The sequence below is a fragment of the Gilliamella sp. BG2 genome (genome assembly GCF_046635645.1).
GTDB lineage: Bacteria > Pseudomonadota > Gammaproteobacteria > Enterobacterales > Orbaceae > Gilliamella > Gilliamella bombi.
This window is the reverse complement of the sequence record NZ_JBIDFF010000010.1, coordinates 21,212-39,192: the sequence shown is the minus strand read 5'-3', so window position 1 is coordinate 39,192 and position 17,981 is coordinate 21,212. Positions and strand designations below refer to the sequence as shown.

General features: G+C 35.4%; 18 protein-coding genes and 1 tRNA gene. 5 read left to right on the top strand and 14 right to left on the bottom strand.

Translation table 11 applies throughout. The annotated features are described in order from the left end of the window. Positions 1–4 precede the first annotated feature (4 nt). The 5 genes from ACGH6Q_RS05895 to ACGH6Q_RS05875 form a co-directional block, all read right to left on the bottom strand. Positions 5–460, bottom strand: coding sequence for a DUF441 domain-containing protein (locus ACGH6Q_RS05895; protein ID WP_411578810.1), 456 nt, complete (start codon positions 458–460; stop codon positions 5–7). Further along, positions 460–1,170 carry a phosphoribosylaminoimidazolesuccinocarboxamide synthase gene (gene purC / locus ACGH6Q_RS05890; protein WP_411592313.1) on the bottom strand — a complete coding sequence of 237 codons (711 nt, stop codon included), beginning with the start codon at positions 1,168–1,170 and terminating at the stop codon, positions 460–462. Before purC ends, ACGH6Q_RS05895 begins: the two co-directional genes overlap by 1 nt. A 65-nt stretch (positions 1,171–1,235) precedes the next feature. Continuing rightward, positions 1,236–2,003 (bottom strand): outer membrane protein assembly factor BamC, encoded by a 768-nt coding sequence (bamC, locus tag ACGH6Q_RS05885; RefSeq protein WP_411592311.1) that lies wholly within the window; start codon positions 2,001–2,003, stop codon positions 1,236–1,238. Between the two features lie 30 nt (positions 2,004–2,033). After that, positions 2,034–2,912: a 4-hydroxy-tetrahydrodipicolinate synthase gene (gene dapA, locus ACGH6Q_RS05880; protein WP_065589991.1), complete on the bottom strand. Its 879-nt coding sequence runs from the start codon at positions 2,910–2,912 to the stop codon at positions 2,034–2,036. A 95-nt stretch (positions 2,913–3,007) separates the two neighbouring features. After that, entirely contained in the window at positions 3,008–3,766 is a 759-nt protein-coding gene (locus tag ACGH6Q_RS05875) for a Nif3-like dinuclear metal center hexameric protein (RefSeq protein ID WP_411592310.1), read from the bottom strand. A 221-nt stretch (positions 3,767–3,987) separates the two neighbouring features. On the opposite strand from ACGH6Q_RS05875, the gene rnt reads away from it, so the two are divergent. After that, a complete protein-coding gene (rnt, locus tag ACGH6Q_RS05870) occupies positions 3,988–4,674 on the top strand; it encodes a ribonuclease T (protein ID WP_411592307.1) in 687 nt (228 codons plus the stop codon). A gap of 77 nt (positions 4,675–4,751) precedes the next feature. On the opposite strand, the gene ACGH6Q_RS05865 is transcribed toward rnt, so the two are convergent. From ACGH6Q_RS05865 to ACGH6Q_RS05855, 3 genes are all read right to left on the bottom strand, one after another. Further along, a complete protein-coding gene (locus ACGH6Q_RS05865) occupies positions 4,752–5,078 on the bottom strand; it encodes a Grx4 family monothiol glutaredoxin (RefSeq protein WP_034914241.1) in 327 nt (108 codons plus the stop codon). A 338-nt stretch (positions 5,079–5,416) separates the two neighbouring features. Further along, entirely contained in the window at positions 5,417–6,322 is a 906-nt protein-coding gene (locus ACGH6Q_RS05860) for a hypothetical protein (protein WP_411592306.1), read from the bottom strand. 994 nt (positions 6,323–7,316) lie between these two features. Further along, positions 7,317–7,859 (bottom strand): hypothetical protein, encoded by a 543-nt coding sequence (locus tag ACGH6Q_RS05855; RefSeq protein WP_411578815.1) that lies wholly within the window; start codon positions 7,857–7,859, stop codon positions 7,317–7,319. Between the two features lie 374 nt (positions 7,860–8,233). Between ACGH6Q_RS05855 and ACGH6Q_RS05850 the strand changes: the two genes are divergently transcribed. Both ACGH6Q_RS05850 and ACGH6Q_RS05845 read left to right on the top strand, forming a co-directional pair. Continuing rightward, the gene (locus tag ACGH6Q_RS05850) at positions 8,234–8,407 is read left to right on the top strand and encodes a hypothetical protein (protein WP_296318052.1); all 174 of its coding nucleotides are present in this window, start codon (positions 8,234–8,236) and stop codon (positions 8,405–8,407) included. A gap of 632 nt (positions 8,408–9,039) precedes the next feature. Continuing rightward, on the top strand, positions 9,040–9,507 hold the full coding sequence (locus ACGH6Q_RS05845; protein WP_065610104.1) for an STY0301 family protein: 468 nt from the start codon (positions 9,040–9,042) through the stop codon (positions 9,505–9,507). Between the two features lie 29 nt (positions 9,508–9,536). Here ACGH6Q_RS05845 and ACGH6Q_RS05840 read toward each other — a convergent pair. After that, positions 9,537–9,608: transfer RNA gene (locus ACGH6Q_RS05840), tRNA-Arg, on the bottom strand. A gap of 125 nt (positions 9,609–9,733) precedes the next feature. Here ACGH6Q_RS05840 and ACGH6Q_RS05835 point away from each other — a divergent pair. Further along, positions 9,734–10,492, top strand: a complete 759-nt coding sequence (locus ACGH6Q_RS05835; RefSeq protein ID WP_085164815.1) for an MlaA family lipoprotein — start codon at positions 9,734–9,736, stop codon at positions 10,490–10,492. Between the two features lie 116 nt (positions 10,493–10,608). On the opposite strand, the gene ACGH6Q_RS05830 is transcribed toward ACGH6Q_RS05835, so the two are convergent. Beyond that, entirely contained in the window at positions 10,609–11,424 is an 816-nt protein-coding gene (locus ACGH6Q_RS05830) for a TIGR03915 family putative DNA repair protein (RefSeq protein ID WP_411592304.1), read from the bottom strand. Positions 11,425–11,426: 2 nt separating this feature from the next. Further along, entirely contained in the window at positions 11,427–12,692 is a 1,266-nt protein-coding gene (locus tag ACGH6Q_RS05825) for a putative DNA modification/repair radical SAM protein (protein ID WP_174798126.1), read from the bottom strand. 261 nt (positions 12,693–12,953) lie between these two features. Here ACGH6Q_RS05825 and fabB point away from each other — a divergent pair, with 261 nt between their 5' ends. Next, positions 12,954–14,165: a beta-ketoacyl-ACP synthase I gene (gene fabB / locus ACGH6Q_RS05820; RefSeq protein ID WP_296303081.1), complete on the top strand. Its 1,212-nt coding sequence runs from the start codon at positions 12,954–12,956 to the stop codon at positions 14,163–14,165. A gap of 636 nt (positions 14,166–14,801) precedes the next feature. Here the strand turns inward: fabB and ACGH6Q_RS05815 are convergent. The 3 genes from ACGH6Q_RS05815 to ACGH6Q_RS05805 all read right to left on the bottom strand — a co-directional run bounded on the left by ACGH6Q_RS05815 (position 14,802) and on the right by ACGH6Q_RS05805 (position 17,958). Further along, positions 14,802–16,439 (bottom strand): hypothetical protein, encoded by a 1,638-nt coding sequence (locus ACGH6Q_RS05815; protein WP_411592302.1) that lies wholly within the window; start codon positions 16,437–16,439, stop codon positions 14,802–14,804. 469 nt (positions 16,440–16,908) lie between these two features. Continuing rightward, a complete protein-coding gene (locus ACGH6Q_RS05810; RefSeq protein WP_085163852.1) occupies positions 16,909–17,346 on the bottom strand; it encodes a hypothetical protein in 438 nt (145 codons plus the stop codon). 18 nt (positions 17,347–17,364) lie between these two features. Next, positions 17,365–17,958, bottom strand: a complete 594-nt coding sequence (locus ACGH6Q_RS05805; RefSeq protein ID WP_065609692.1) for a UbiX family flavin prenyltransferase — start codon at positions 17,956–17,958, stop codon at positions 17,365–17,367. Between the last annotated feature and the right edge of the window lie 23 nt (positions 17,959–17,981).

The window sequence follows — 17,981 nt, the reverse complement described above, 5'->3', positions numbered from 1 at the left end:
AAGGTTAACTTTTTCCAATTAACAACGACAAAATACCTGCAGCAATCAGAGGACCAACAGGAATACCTTTGAAAAAAGCCACACCAATTAGCGTACCAATAATTAAACCATTAATAATTGTAGGGTGTGCACCAATGAGGGATATACCTCGCGTACCTAGCCACGATACTAAAATTCCAACAAAAATAGCTAATATAGATTGCCAAGTGCTAAATGATTTAGCAATATCGCCTATTTTTAACGAGCCATCAGCTAAAGGCACCATCATTGCGGCAGTTAAAATAACAATACCAATTGTTAAGCCATATTGATTTAAAAATGGAAAATAAGTGGCAAGCGGCGTTAATTTAAACAGTAACAATAACAGCACTGCAAATGTCACGGTATTATTGTGTGTTAAATAACACAGCGCCGCTAACCCCAAAAGTAGAAAAAAAGAGATATCAAACTGTGCAAACATTAGAAAGGAACACCAATTCGTTTTGCTACTTCTTCATAGGCTTCAATCACACCACCCAAACCTTGGCGAAAGCGATCTTTGTCCATTTTTTTCATTGTCTCTTTTTCCCACAAACGACAACCATCAGGAGAAAACTCATCACCCAAAGTGATTTCGCCTTTAAATAATCCAAATTCGAGTTTGTAATCAACCAATATTAGTCCTGCTTTATCAAACAAATCAGTCAAGATGGTGTTAATTTTAAAGCTAAGTTCTTTCATTCTTGCAAGTTGATCATCGCTAGCCCAACCGAAAGCCTTGCAGTGTGATTCATTAACCATTGGATCATGCAATGCATCGTTTTTTAGGAATAATTCAAACGTAGGAGGATTTAAAACTTTACCTTCTTCAACTCCTAAACGTTTAACTAAAGAGCCCGCGGCTCGATTACGTACTACACACTCAACAGGTATCATTTGCAACTTTTTAACCAGCACTTCATTGTCAGATAATAAGGCTTCAACTTGAGTTGGAATGCCAGCTTCACGCAATTTGCTCATAATAAAATAGTTAAATTTATTATTAACCATGCCTTTACGATCTAACTGTTCAATACGCAAGCCATCAAATGCCGATGTATCATTACGAAACTCAAGAATTAATAAATCGGAGTTTTCGGTGGTATATACTGTTTTAGCTTTACCACGATAAAGCTCAGCCAACTTTTTCATGTTTATAACCTTATATCAATTGCCAATAAATAATTAAGGAGCTATTCGCTCCTTAAATTCCAAACTTACTCTTGATTTGCACCGCTTACTGTTGTTGCTGGTTTTTTGCCTTCGGCATTTTCTTTTTCAGCCTCTTTATCTTGTGCTTTTCGTGGTACAGTCCGAACTGAATCAGGTGCAACATCATCCATTATGTCATTAAATAAACTTACAACATAGCGTTGCACTTCAATTGGTTGCGAAATTAAATCTTCAGTACCACGGGTTAATGAGGTGATTGAAATGGTGATTGTTTCAGTATCGCCTACCAAGTTTCGTGTCATTGAATAAGTGGCTTCAACAGCTCGATTTTCGTCTGCACGCACCATAAAGGCTTTATTGGTTTTAATGCTGTTATTATCACGGCTAGCGATAAAGATATTTTTTTTATTTAGGCTGTTAGGAATACGATCCCAGACATTATTGCTTAATGGCACATTAAAAGTGACCGAACCGTTATTATAAATCGCAAATGCATCTTGAATAGTTGGGATCGGTAAAATTGGCGGTCTAATATCAAGCTTTTTACCTAATTCGCCTTTAACCTCAGTTTTAACAACATAAAAATCGCCACTTTCCGCAGGCACCGAAACACCTTCAGGAATAATTAACGGTTTTAACGTAGGTGATTTAAGGTAATCTTCATTACCTTCAACTTCACGCTTATAATTTTGATCACTACCACAGCCAACAAGAAATAAAGAAGTCACAACGGTTAAAACAGCTGTTTTTTTAATGACGTTACCTTTAAATAAGGTTAAGTTTAATGTTCTGTTTAATGTGCTATTTAACATAAATATCTGCTTTTAAAATTAAAGGTTATATTACAATAAATTCGCGTCTTTTAACGCTTGTTCAACCGCAGGAATTGACGATGTGCTCAATGAGACCATTGGTAATCTAATTGTTGCATTTTGCATTAAACCTAATCTTGCACAAGCCCACTTAGCTGGTGTTGGATTGGGTTCAATGAACAAATTGTGATGTAAAGCCATTAAAGTATCGTTTAAATTGCGGGCTTCTTTAATTTGATTATTAGCCGCAAGCTGACAAACTGTAGCAACCGCCTTAGCTGCAACATTAGCTGTAACAGAAATAACGCCATCGCCACCTAAAATCATAAAATCTAAAAAGGTTGAATCATCACCACTCAATAATTTAAAATCAGGCCCAACCAATTTTCGAGTAGGATAAACTCTCGAAAGATCGCCTGTTGCATCTTTTAATGCAACAATATTTTTGATTTTAGCTAACCGTCCAACAGTTTCAGGCTTGATATCACTACTCGTACGGCCTGGTACATTATATAAAATCTGTGGCAACTCCGTACTTTCGGCAATAGCTTTAAAGTGCTGATACATGCCTTCTTGTGTCGGTTTATTATAATAAGGTGCAACCGTTAAACAGCCTACGACGCCAATATTTTCGACCTTACTGGTTAATTCTATAGCCTCCTTCGTTGCGTTTGCGCCTGTGCCAGCAATAATGGCAATGCGCCCATCAGCATAGTCAATTGTTCTTTTAATTACATCAATATGCTCGTGGTGATCAAGTGTTGCTGATTCGCCTGTTGTACCAACCGAAACAATACCCGATGTTCCATTTGCAATATGATATTCGACCAATTTTTTTAAGCTTACGTGGTCAACGTTTCCTTTTGTATCCATGGGAGTAACAAGTGCGACCAGACTTCCTGTAAACATAAAATGACCTCTCATATAATTGGTTTATAACACAACGTAAAGAATAAAAATCTGCGGATAAGTATGCGATATTTCTAGACTAAATTCAACTTTTGTTATACAGGATTATCAATATCGACAAAAATAACCTCAACACCGTAACAGCTCGCTAACCATTCACCCAATTTTTTAATACCGTAACGTTCGGTAGCATGGTGTCCAGCGGCATAAAAATTAATACCATATTCACGTGCAATATGGATAGTGCGTTCAGACACTTCGCCAGTAAAAAAAGCATCCACTCCCATTAATGCTGCTTGTTCAATATAATCTTGCCCTCCACCACTACACCATGCAATACGATTAATAACTTGTGGAGCATTATCTCCACAAAATAGTACACGTTGTTGGTTATTGTGTAATACTTGCTCAAGTTGTTGTTTAAATTGTAAAGCAGTAAGTGGCTTGTTTAATGTACCAGTAAAAAGCAGATCGGTAATGTCATTGCGTTTATCGACTGAAATACCCAATAAGTTAGCCAGTTCAATATTGTTGCCCAAAACAGCATGACCATCTAATGGCAAGTGATAACCATATAAATTAATATCGTTAGTTAACAGTGTTTTAATCCTTTGATATTTAATACCTGTAATGGTTTGTGGTTCACTCTTCCAAAAATAACCATGATGAACCAGAACTGCATCAGCTTTTAATTCAACCGCCTTATCTAACAATAACTGGCAAGCGGTCACGCCTGTGACAATTTTATTCACTTGCTTGCGCCCCTGCACTTGCAATCCATTTGGTGCATAGTCACGATAACGGCTAATTTGTAGTTCGTTATTAATAATCTGTTCTAATTCAAAGTTGTGCATTATTCGCTCAATTTTAATGTTATTTAATGATAATTGATGATTATAATCACTTTAACCAATAATCGCACCTACTCATTGGTTTAATGTAATTTGAATAAAACTACTGTATTGGCTTTTTACAAAGATTAACAAATTGAATACAAACTCTTGTAGCCAATGCTAGGCGAACTGGTTAAAAGATGGCATAATAACACCTTTTTTGATAGATAAGAAAAATTAACGTGCCAAACGCCAAATTATGTGAACGCTTTCGTGGGTTTTATCCTGTTGTAATTGATATTGAAACATCTGGATTCGATCCAAAATTCAACGCTATTTTAGAAATCGCCGCTATCACCTTAAAAATGACCCCAGATGGTTGGCTAGAGCCAGATCAATCCTTACAATTTAATGTCAATCCATTTAGTAGTGCAATTTTAGAACCAGCAGCCCTTGCTTTTAATGGCATTGATCCTGATAATCCACTTCGTGGCGGTGTTGACGAAAAGCTCGCCTTAGACGAAATTTTTAAAATGGTTAGATCTGGCATAAAAGCTAGTGAATGTACTCGAGCAGTGATTGTTGCTCATAACGCACACTTTGATCATAGTTTTTTAATGGCGGCTGCTGAACGCACAGGCATAAAACGCAACCCATTCCACCCATTTGCTACCTTTGACACTGCGTCACTCAGTGGTTTGGTTTTTGGTCAAACAGTGCTCGCCAAAGCCTGCCAAGTAGCACAAATCACATTCGATCATAAACAAGCTCACAGTGCGCTATACGATACACAAAAAACGGCAATGCTTTTTTGTAAAATCGTTAACCAATTTAAAGCATTAGGTGGATGGCCTTTGGCAGTTACAGATTCGGGTGTAGATGCAAAAATCGAAAATAATTTAGATAATAGACAACAAAAACAAGAGTAAACAGTATTAATTCACTAATTGATAAAAATAAAAAAGCGCGCCTATTTTGCGCGCTTAATTTACCATACTGCATTAAATTAGGATTTATACTTTTCCGCAGTTTGCTTAATAAGCGTTTGCAGTTCGCCTGTTTGAAACATCTCTAGCATAATATCACAACCACCTACTAATTCGCCTTCAACCCATAATTGTGGAAACGTTGGCCAATTAGCGAATTTAGGTAATTCGGCACGAATATCAGGGTTTTGTAAAATATCAACGTAAGCAAACGCTTCACCACATTGCGACAAAACCTGCACCGCCTGAGCCGAAAAGCCACAGCTTGGCAATTTTGGCGAACCTTTCATATATAAAATAATCGGGTTATCGGCAATTTGTTTTTTGATTTTGTCGAGTGTTGTCATTTCAGTCGTCATGCGATTTCCTTGGTAATTTATTGTAATAATGCGAGCTATTTTAACGTACAATTTTGCTTGTTCCTACTGGTATCTTATAACCAAGCTACTTAATGGGGATTTTTAGAGCAAATTATGGAGGCGTTATTTTTTTAAAACAATTAAAATAAAAATAATAAAACCAACCTAATCCCTGACGTTTTTTTGCTGGAAAAAGTGGGTTTTACTGGATTTACCTTTGTAAGACTCCTCTTTGTCGGTTCGTGCGCCACCTGCTTACACAGAAAGCGCTTACTTTAATTCGTTATCTTTAATTAGCCTATCACTCAAGGATTAAGAATTAAATGCTAAGGAGTTGTACAAATCACATACGAGGAGAAACTTGGAAAAAGACCCATCACGCTACCATTTCCATTTACAACGAATGAATCATCACCTGTCCAGTACTCTCCGAAGCGGTTGAAGTTTGTACCAGAGTAACCGGCCAACAGCCCCCATTCCGTAAGAAATCCTGCCCCTATTCGGCGCTGATAATGATTACCTGTTGATGATGGCGTAGCACCGACAGCTCCATTACATCGCCTATCTGTATTCAAACCAAAACACACAGCATTAGTCAGATCCTTTACCTGTGGTATACGATATCCTAACCCCCTACACCAATCAGCTTGCTGAAAAGAATACGCTCCTTGATCTCCTCTGTGAACAAACCACTTTTGTAATACAAATGCATATCTTACTATCTCATTACCGCTTCTATCTCTCCCCACTAATACGAATTCCCACGGTAACCTTGGTACAGTAATTCGACTTGGATAAGGATTATACCATTGAAATCTAGCCTCTGGCCCCTTTAGAGTAACACGTGTTACCATTTCTTTAGTCCATCTATCGTTTGTCATTGTCCTTTTTACGGTGACGGTTATTCCATCATGCGTGACTGGTGTCCATGTCAATTGATCTGGATCAACTCCCTTTATCGCTAAATCAAAAAATAATCCATCAGCCCCTGTGGTTGGAAAATTAGATTTTGGATCTGATTGAATGGGAAATCCCTCTTTTGTATTCCATGCGTCAATAGGACCTGCATATTGATCTGTACCCCAATCCTTATTTGGCCTTACATAACTAATAGCAGGTACAAAAGGTTCATCTGGTAATGGTTCCTCTGGTAATATTGTGGCATCACTACGATAATTATTCGCTCGACCACTTGTGCTAGCTAATGCATCTAAACTCCATGAATAGGGCAATAATAACAGCCCCAACACCAACAAGATTTTTCGGGACAACTTCGATGATGAGTTGAGAAATAATTTGGAAAATATAAATGAGTTTCGAGCAAAAACTCGTCGGATAGAATTATTTGATAAATTTAAGGCGTAGGTTTGCCAGTGCTTGTGCCTTGTGCCTTGTGCCTAAAATAATAATGCATTTTATTTCACCTGTCAAGTAATTATTTGTTTTATTTAGATTTTTATAATTATTCGCTTATTTAATAAGCATGTTTTCCTATAGTGATAAAAGTATAACCATTAAAAAAATAGTTGGCTAGTTTTTTAGCGAATTTTTTGTAAAGAAATGTAAAGATGAAAACAATTCAGCCTTAGATAGGAATAAATTTTCAATAAAAATATAAAGTTATATTTATGGCCATTTAGCTTTTTGTGGAATTATTAATATTGGTGATAACGTTTGAGTTAGTAAATTTTTATGCTTTCTTCCACTTTAATCATTTATCCATAATATTCTCCTCGTCCCAAATTGGACAGAAGTTGCCTTCAAAATATAAATAAAAATCATAAGAGAAAATACTAAAGTCAAAAATTTGAGTGTCAAATTCAAACAACAAACAGCAAATTATTCGTTATCTGATGCTCGTCTCTCTATCAGCAAACTTACTAACACCTAGGCAGGATAAATTAACAAAAAACTTAAAGACATTGAGTCTGCATCATAATGCAAAGGACATAAAATACTCAATAATACATGGGTAACTGATACAACTTATATTAAAACAGATAAAGATGGTTATATTTGCCCATAATTATCGATTTATATAGACAAACAGTAATGACTAGTCAAACTAGTTATCACATATGTTATGTTTTTAGCAAAATTATATTATACAAAATTTTATGCCTTTCAATTGAAAGAAGCACCTACTTTATTTTCTTTAACTTAATGTAATAATGCGATTATTCCTACAATTAGCTAAATAAAGTGAATAATCGCAACCAATTACCACTAGTGATTTATGGACTTATTATTAATTTTTTGTGTTATGAATGTAGTAAAAAATTTCATCACTTTTAAAATAAGAAGAATAAAAAAATAAATGACGAAAGGGAATACAAATATATAACTCCACATAATAACAAAAACAAAGAAATCAGTTAGAAAATAATCTGTATCAATAAATAAATAGACAGCATTATCAAAATCTTCCTTAGTTAAATAATTGATACGGAATAAAAATGTACCCAGTCCTAGAATCGATATAATGGCAAATACAAATAATAAAAATTTAATAATTAACGATTTAAATGAAGTTGATTTATTATCTTTAGGACCAAATAGGATCATTTTCGCTGATTTAATAAACATGGTAATAAAAAAAAATAAATAGCAAATTGATGCCAATATCATCACCATACCAGCACTACCAGCTTGTTCACAATTATCAGCTCGCATACAAAATATGTAAAATAACAAAAATACCCCATAACTAATTAATAACTCTTTAATCAATTTCCTATCTTTTACATAATCTTTAATTGTTTCAATCATTCCCTACACCATCTTCTAATTAAATAAACCTATATCAACCTAAGCAGAACTAATGCTAATAATAATTTTATCTTAAATTTAATAAGCTGAAGAATAATGCATTATGATCTGTTTAATTTCAATTATTATTTAATATAAATTTTTTATTGTTATTTTGACAAATTTACTAATTTGGAAACAAATTTTAGATGTTAATTGATATATTGATTTAGAATTATGGTCCTTGCTGAACTTAGACCAACGACCAATTGGTTAAGAGTGACACGTATTATTTTAATTTATTATAAATTAATAAAAGAAGATGTTAGCTAATTCGATTACTGTATACTTATTCACTATTTTTTAGTTTACTTTACATTATTTACAGCACAAATATGTCACAACAACATAAGTTTCCTGTTTTTTGGAAACACCCTAAAACCAAAATCCAAGTCGCTGAAGCTCACCTAAATGAAAAATCATTTAATAACCTATTTCATAACCAAGGTGTGTCAATTACTTGGCGTCAGTACATCAGGTTATTATGTCTGGCTAAAATACCGCATTAAATCAGTAAAATTCTAGTATATCAAAAAGCAGTATTGGCACCATAAGGCTAGTTTGAGTAAGCAGAGTCGCCTCATGATGCCAGAGATATAGACTATCAAGTTTCATATTAGCCATGTTTTGCAACAATTTAGATTACGAAGTCAACCATGACATAAATACCAGCATCCATAATAATATCGTTCCCAATACGTTAGATTGACAATTTAACCTTATAAGCCTAATGCAATATAAATAACTGATATCGCTTATATTAAAATAAGTGAAGGTTGGTTATATTTGTTGGTGATTATCGATTCATACGGACAAAAATTGATTACTAGGCAAGCTAAGTTTAATTGTTAACAAGTGTAAACCAGTATCATGCCAATAATCACTTAAGCTTAAGGGATTGATGGTATATTCGCTATATAAACCCTTAATTTACTAAAAATAGCCAAACAAAGAAATCAACAAAATCAATAAGTTTTCTGTCTGATTTTTATCACTATTAGTTTAAAAAACGAGCCACCTATAAATCTACCATAACATACTAAATATCTTTAAAAAACTGAGTAATATCTTCTTTTTTACACTTGACGTAATTGATAACATTGGCATAATTGCACAATCAACACTTTATCTGGATCTATCCATGAAATATAAAATAATCAACCTTAGTATTTTCTTTTTAGCTTCGATTAGTGCTTTACCCTCTGCTCAAGCCAACGAAATAATTTGCCCAAGCTCAATAACAATTAAATCTGCTCATTTAGATATAGATAATCTACCTGACGATTGGATGGTTTCTGAAAAGAAAGATGCGTTATTATTGCTTGATGGCTTTGGCGTCTATTCTGACAACCCCGCTAAAAAAATCCAGCAAAAACCAGATGCTGGTATCATTGATGGCAAAGAACATCAAACAACCTGGAGCGTAAACACCACTTACGACCAAGGAGGTAGTTGGGTCAGTTGTGATTACAATTATGGTGAAGTAAATCTAATAAAAAAAATCGCTACAACCATGAAAAGTTGCTGGGAAATTGATTCGATGGATCAATTCGATCGATTACACATCACGCTTAAGTGTAGTACTAGTGAATTGCAAGAAGTTAAATAGGTTTTGAATTTTATTGAACGGTATAATTTCGACCCCAGCAGGAATCGAACCTGCAACTAGCCCTTAGGAGGGGCTTGTTATATCCATTTAACTATGAGGTCATAGGTTGTACATTTTAATAAATTTTATTAGATAATGCCATTTAAATAACGAAAAATTTTCTATTTTAAGTAATCATGATACAATCGCATCATAATTAACCTCATTACTTTTAATCGAAGATACTATGAAAAAACGAATTGTTGGTATGATGTTTTCTGTAATGGCACTCACAAGTTGTGCTACTTATCAAGCCGAAACTAATTCCTATAGTGATCCGTTATCAGGTTTTAACAAAACCATGTTTGATGTTAACTACTATGCGCTTGATCCCTATGTTTTGCGTCCTGCCGCAGTAGCTTGGAAAGATTATGTTCCGTCTCCTGTTCGTACAGGTGTAGTTAACTTTTCATCTAACCTTTCTGAACCCGCTTCAATGGTGAACAACTTATTACAAGGTGACGTTCATAAAGCTGGAACACATTTAGCACGATTCTTTTTAAATACCGTTTTCGGTTTTGCTGGTTTGATGGATGTTGCTAGCATGTCTGATCCACAATTACAAAAAGGCGGCAAACGAACTTTTGGTGATGTTCTTGGTCATTACGATGTACCTTATGGTCCTTATGTTGTACTGCCATTTTATGGTTCAGCAACATTGAGAGAAGAAGGTGGTGGTATTGTTGACACCCTTTATCCTCCACTTGTTTGGATAGATTGGCAATGGATGTTGGCACGTGGTGTAATTGATGGCGTTGAAGCACGTGCAATGGCAATCGAGTATGAAGATCTGATTAAAAGTAGCGATGATCCTTATAACTTTATGCGTAATGCTTACTTCCAGCGTAATGACTTTATCGCATCGGGTGGTAAAGTAGATGAAAATAAACAAAAACAACGTGAAGAATCGATTAATGATGTTATTAATGATATCGATTCGCAATAACTTTTGTTAAATTATGTACTTTTATTAAATCATGTTAAAAACCGCCGTTATTTGGCGGTTTTTTTATGTTCTTTTATTTATGATGATACTAATTTAGTCATTTTTTATTTACATATTTATTTTGATATTGATTTCATTTCTGGTAAATATTGCCAAAATCGGCTTGGCATTTGCTGACGTTGTAATTTAGGATTGATTCGTTCTTTTATAGTTAATGCATTACAATAGCGTAACCACATATTCTGAAATAGTACTTCGTCCTTAGATAGATAATTTTGATTCACCTGACTATTAATAATCAGATCATCTTTATCAACGAGCGAGATCGGTTCAATACTGTGTAAATTATAGATATAACCATATTTGCGCTTTTCATCATATATAACCCACTTTTGATCGGCAAAACGATCTTTAAAAAATTTAAGAACCAAAGGCAATACGTTATAAATAGGAGCAATATTCGAAAAATAGATCTTATCTTCCCTTTCATTAGGCATTGTCGTATCTTTAAGAGGATTGTCAATTGCACTAAAACGAACAAATTGCATTATACGATGTCGCTCCCGACTAACTTTTTTGGCAATATCATGTACAAATAACACATCTTTATCGGCAAAATCCGTTTCGATTGATTTAGATGATTTAAATACCTTGCAAATATAACGAAAAACAATTAAATCACTTTCAGGCAATTCTGATAACCAAACATACATTAAATGACGAAGCGCCGCTTTACTAATCTTATTAATTAACGCCAAACGTACACGCTCATATTTAAGATCACAAAATTCAACATTATGCCTATTAGACACTAATAGCGGTTCAACCTGCCCAATAGCCAACAGGCATTCAGGCATCTTTTTGAGTTTAAAAGCATCAAATACCGCACATAGCAATCCTTCAAAGCTTTTATCATAATAAAACGCCAACATGTCTACCACTCCATGACTAATTGCTGTGAAATATTATCTTGTTTATCTTCTAACAAAGGCGGATCTTGCAACGATAGTCGGATATATTCGGCCGAAGAATCAAGCAATTTAAATTTTCTCATTTCATGACAAACAACAAAAAATTTTGCTCGCTTTAAAACAACACCAATACGTTTAAGCGCATCAAAAGTAAGCTTACGATGACGTCTTGCCATCACAATTAACTTGGCCGATTTAACACCAATGCCTGGTACTCGCAAAATTTTTTGATAGCTATCACGGTTAACATCAACGGGAAAAAACTGCGGATTACGGATAGCCCAAGCCAGTTTAGGATCAACGCTTAAATCAAGATCAGGATATTGATCGTTAACAATTTCATCAACATTAAAATCATAAAAACGCAATAACCAATCGGCTTGATATAAACGATTTTCTCGTACTCTTGGTACGTCTTGTACAACAGGCAACCGCTTATCGTAACCATTAACAGGAATAAATCCCGAGTAATAAACTCGTTTCATACTTGGGCGTTTGTAAAGCTTGGCGGTTAATTGCAAAATCTGTTTATCTGATTCATCGGTTGCGCCAATAATAACTTGAGTACTTTGCCCAGCAGGTACAAATTTGGGTGTAGTGCGAAATTTTTTACGATCTTCGATATTTTCTAACACATTTTGATGTATTTGACGCATAGGCTGATAGATACTTTGATGATCTTTATCAGGTGCTAATAATTTAAGATTTTCTTCAGTTGGAATTTCTAAATTAACACTCATTCTATCAACCAATAAACCTGCTTGATTAATTAACTCATTACTAGCACCAGGAATCGCTTTCATATGAATATAGCCATTAAAACCATATTCATTTCGCAAAATCTTTACCACTTTAATCATTCTTTCCATGGTATGATCTGGACTTCTTACAATGCCTGAACTAATAAATAAACCTTCAATATAATTACGGCGATAAAATTCAATGGTCACATCAGCCAACTCACGTGGTGTAAAACCTGCTCTTGGAATATCATTACTTTGACGATTAATACAATAAGCACAATCAAACATACAATAATTAGTGAGCATAATTTTAAGTAACGAAACGCATCGCCCATCGGCAGTAAATGTATGACAAATACCAGACTTATGTGCACTACCAATGCCTTTACCTTTATTACCTCTTGAAGTGCCACTTGATGAGCAAGAAATATCATACTTTGCCGATTCAGCTAATATCTCAAGTTTAGTTATCATTTTTTCGTTCATATTGTGCCATTAAAATAACTGTTTATTTATACAGTGTACAGTAATTATATTAAGCTTAGCAAGTAAATATTGTCGACAAAATCACTGTTACCTACGCTACTTAGGCAATTCTATTGATTTGATTACTTTTATATAAATAGTTAAGACAATATCAAAAGATATAAATAAAAACATGGCAAGGTATTGTTCAGCTTACAACTGTACGCTATAATCAACAAACTTTTTTATATGAAGCCAGATAACTTAGGAGCTAAATAGTAAATGAAACGAGTTGTAATTACAGGGTTAGGAATTCTTTCAAGTATTGGGAATAATACTAAAGAAGTCTTAGAATCACTAAAAGTAGGTCGTAGTGGTATTACCTTTTCTCAAGAAATGAAAGATAGCGGGATGCGTAGCCATGTATGCGGAAATGTAAAACTTGACACTACTGGACTCATTGATCGCAAAGTTGTTCGTTTTATGAATGATGCTTCTATTTACGGTTATCTTGCTTTACAACAGGCTATTGAAGACGCAAAATTAACCCCTGAACAAGTCTCTAACCCTCGTACTGGCTTAATTGCTGGTTATGGTGGCTCAACTAAAACACAATACAATGTAGTAGCTGGAATGAAAGAAAAGGGATTACGAGGTGTAGGTCCTTATGCTGTAACCAAATCAATGTCATCGGCGATTTCGGCTTGCTTAGCAACTCCATTTAAAATTAAAGGAATTAGCTACTCAATGACATCTGCTTGTGCGACATCAGTTCACTGTATTGGTCATGCTGCTGAACTTATTCAACTTGGCAAACAAGACATCGTCTTTGCGGGTGGTGGTGAAGAACTTTGCTGGGAAATGTCTTGCGAATTTGATGCCATGGGCGCTTTATCAACCAAATATAACGACAACCCAGAAAAAGCATCACGTGCTTATGATAAAAACCGTGATGGTTTTGTTATTGCTGGCGGTGCAGGTATGGTTGTAGTTGAAGAATTAGAACATGCGCTTGCTCGTGGTGCTCATATTTATGGCGAACTGGTTGGATATGGCGCAACGTCGGACGGTCATGACATGGTTGCCCCATCAGGTGAAGGCGCAATGCGCTGTATGCAACTTGCTATTCAAGATTTAGATGTTCCGGTTGATTACATCAACACCCACGGCACATCAACCCCAGTGGGTGATGTCAAAGAATTATGGGCAATCAAACAAGTATTTGGCGATAACATCCCTGCTATTTCATCAACCAAATCAATGACTGGTCATTCATTAAGTGCAACAGGTGCGCAAGAGCTTATCTATTCATTATTAATGTTAGAACATGGCTTTATTACACCAAGTATCAATATTGATGAACTTGATGAAGCAGCAATCGGCATGAACATTATTACTGAACCAACCGAGCGTGAACTAACAACAGTCATGTCAAATAGCTTTGGTTTTGGTGGTACTAATGCCTCAATTGTAATGAAAAAATATAAAGTTTGATAAGTAAATTTGATTAATATCAATCGAAAAAACCGTTCTAGATTGAACGGTTTTTTGTAAGGTTGATAATAAAAATTAAATATTTATAAAACGTTACTTAAAAATAGCCGTGTTTGTTCAGCAGCAATCTTAATCAACAACGGCAATAGCAACAAGCAAAGCTTCGGCTTTAGCAATAGCATCGATTTTAATCATCTTTTTGACATCCATATAATTATCTGCATTCGGCTTTGATGCCATGATGAGGCAAACTTATCAAAATTATGGTGCTATAAACGTCTTTCTTACTTTAAAATTGTTCAGTTAGACTATTGATTTTATTAATTTTTTATTTTTAAATAAAGTCATATACTTATAGGCTAGTTGTTTATTACATTGAATTTGGCTTTTTAAGAAAGGCGCTTTTGTTATTTGATAATAGCTATTTAATAACAACTTGTTAATAACAAAAGCGCAAACTTTAAAATTGTCTCGGTCTGGCGTTATTTTGGCTTTTAGTCATTAAAGCACTAGGCTCGCAGGCTTTGCCTGCTCAAAGCCCCAACATGCGCTGGGGTTTTATTTTTCTTATATTTTCCTCTCAGGCACCATAAGCCCCCCTTTTCCCCTAGGGATTAAGGACTAAACACCTAATAACTAAGGTGTGGTGCAAACAGCCCAAAGGCCTTTGTTAGGATTGTCGCTGTAGAGGTCGCCTGAGTGAGAGACGACAGCAAACCAGTAGTTACCTGCTGCGTCACTTGTCCAGTAATCGTAGAAGACGAAGCCCGCATCAGCGTAGTAGAGCATGACGCCCCATTCCGTGAAAAAGCCTGCTCCTATGTGACGCATGTGATAATTACCATCAGACGACGGAATGGCGCCATCTATGCCATTTATACAAGGAAAGTAACTATGTACACCACACTTCGCATTGGTTAAATCGCTTACCCTTGGCATTCGATAACCCAAACTATTACACCATGTAGTTTGATTAGAATGGCTAGTTCTTTGACCTCCTCGATTAACAAACCACTGCCTCAATTCAAATCCATACCGAACCTCATTACCACTTCTATCCCTTCCAACCAATTCAAAGGTTTGTGGCAAAGATGGACGTCTAAGTGAACTTGGATTATCTGAATTTATCTGAGTACTATTAGCTTTAGGACCATTCAGCGTTACCCTCGTTACGTTCTTGGACTTATCTCTAATCCAAATATCAGCTGATATAGTGCTCCCTTGTGGGTCTGTGAATGTTCCTGTATGCGGCCTAACCCAACTCACCGTTGCCGTTATATCACCACGTGTGGTAACTGTCCAACTCAACTGACTTGCATCTACCCCAGCAATAAGCAAATCAAAATACAATCCATCTGACCCCGTAGTTGGAAAATTCAATCCGTAAGATGACGGGTTTGTTGACTGAACTAAAAAGCCCTTAGCTGGATTCCATATGTTAGCTGGGCCTGCATAACGTGGGCCGTCGTAAGAAACAATACCACTTGTTCCACCCACCAACAAATTCGGCCTGACCGAACAAATAACGGGTTGTGACGGTGGAGTGATATAATACTCCGCTGTTCCTCCACTAAAAGTACTACTATCTGGCAAACCATATTGTGTAGTTAAACTACCTCCAGTACTACTTAAAGTTACCTTATAAGGTGCATTACATATATCTAATGCATCACTACGATTAATGGTATTGCCATCTTTATCCGTTATTGCTAACGATATACTTCCTGATGCAGTAATTTCACTTGCTCCCTGTCCATCTCCATCATCGTCTCTCCATTTACCTTGTGTCACTAAATCATTTATATTTATTGAGTCGCTTGATGGCGGGACTATCATTTCAATATCAGCCAAGGTATCCCCTACATTAGATAACTCGATTGGCGAGGTTGGTGATGAAGGATTATCTTGCGGTGCGAATGTTCGACCATCCGATAACTTAATACCTAATAAATCCTCTGTTTTAGTCACTTTAGTAACACCACCATCAAAGGTTAAATAAGGCGCAGTACCGTGAATGCGCTCAGAAGTTGTGGCTGATAATGCCTGCGATTCAAAAGAGTACGGCAATAACAACAATGATGTTAATACCAATGGGATTTTTGAAAATAATTTTGTGAATAATTTCGATAATAATTCGAGAGATAATTTTGAAGATATAAATGAGTTTCGTGCAAACACTCGTCGAATAGGATTATTTGATAAATTTAAGACATAGGTTTGCCAGTGCTTGTGCCTTGTGCCTAAAAGGGTACTGCATTTTGTTCCACCTGTCAAGTAATATTTTGTTTTATTTCAATTTTTTATAATTATCCGCTTATTTTTCTAAAGCTGTGAAAGTATAGCCGTAAAAAAAATAGTTGGCTAGTTTTTTGGCGGACTTTTTTGTAAAGAAATGTAAATAAATTTAAAGAAACATAAAGATAGAAATGATTCAGTTATAAAAATAGGTGAATTTTTTAACTAAATTATGATGTCTGATTTCAGACTTTTTGACTTTTACGGAATGGTTAATATTGCTGATAACATCTAAAACACAAACACGCCCAATAGCCCAGTTTGGCGTGCTAGCTTTACTTCGTTATCGGCACATTTTGAAGCTCTGATAAGGCAAACTTATTAGCATTGTGGTGCTATAAGTGTGTTTTTGCTCAAAATTATTCAGGTAAGATATTAATTTTATTTGCTTTTATTCAAATAAGTTAATTACAGGAGGGATGAGTAAAATTATAGTTTTTAGAGAAATCTAAAAATCTTCTTCTTTTTTCCAATAAATTTTACGTCCAAATCCCAGCAAATTATTCGTCATTTTTACATAATGTAACTGTAATGCCCAAATTGGTGCTTTGATAACTCTTGCAAAGGGAAATGCCCGATAATATAGCGCATAGGCATGCTCAGCTTGTTGTTTTTGTAATCGTGTTGCTTGAGCTTGAAATTGGATCCCTTGGATCTGTGCAACCGTCTTAGGCGTAATACTGATGGTGCCCGCTATTAGTGGGTTTGTTAACATGGCTTTAGCGTGTTCGGTTTTTAATTCGGAAAGAAGATACAGACACATTACCGATTCATCAAAAACATAAAAGGTGTTACATGCCCATGGTTTGTTGTCAGGTAAGATTACGTTTAGCGATAATACATGGTTATTTTTAATAAATTTTATGATTTTAGAGTCGGCTTGCATATTTTTTATTTATTGGTGTTATTCGGTTTTAGTGTTTAGGTGCAGATCTTCGCCCCATCGTGGTAGCGATGGGATGTTAATATCAAATAGGTCAAGTGCTCTTGCTACGCTATGGGTGATGATATCATCCAAACATTCAATATGCTGATATAAAGCTGGTACTGGCGGGCATATTACACCACCCATAAGTGTCACAGTTTCCATGTTTTTTAGGTGCGTTAAATTTAAGGGTGATTCACGAACCATTAATACCAAGCGACGACGCTCTTTTAATGCAACATCAGCAGCACGAGTAAGTAAGTTATCTGATAAGCCATGTGCTATGGCAGCTAGAGTCCTCATTGAGCAAGGTGCAATTAGCATACCCATAGTTTTAAACGATCCGCTTGCAATAGCCGCACCAATATTGTTTACAGAATATACTTTATCAGCTAGTGATTCTATTTGTGCTATGCTGGTGTTAGGGAATTCGTAAGCGCGCGTTATTTGTGCTGCTTTTGATATTACTAAATGAGTCTGAATATCAAGTGGTTTTAAAAGCTCTAACGCTTTTATTCCATAAGCAAACCCTGTTGCACCACTAATGCCAATCACTATCCGCTGGAGAGTCATGTTTATCCTATATTAATAAAATT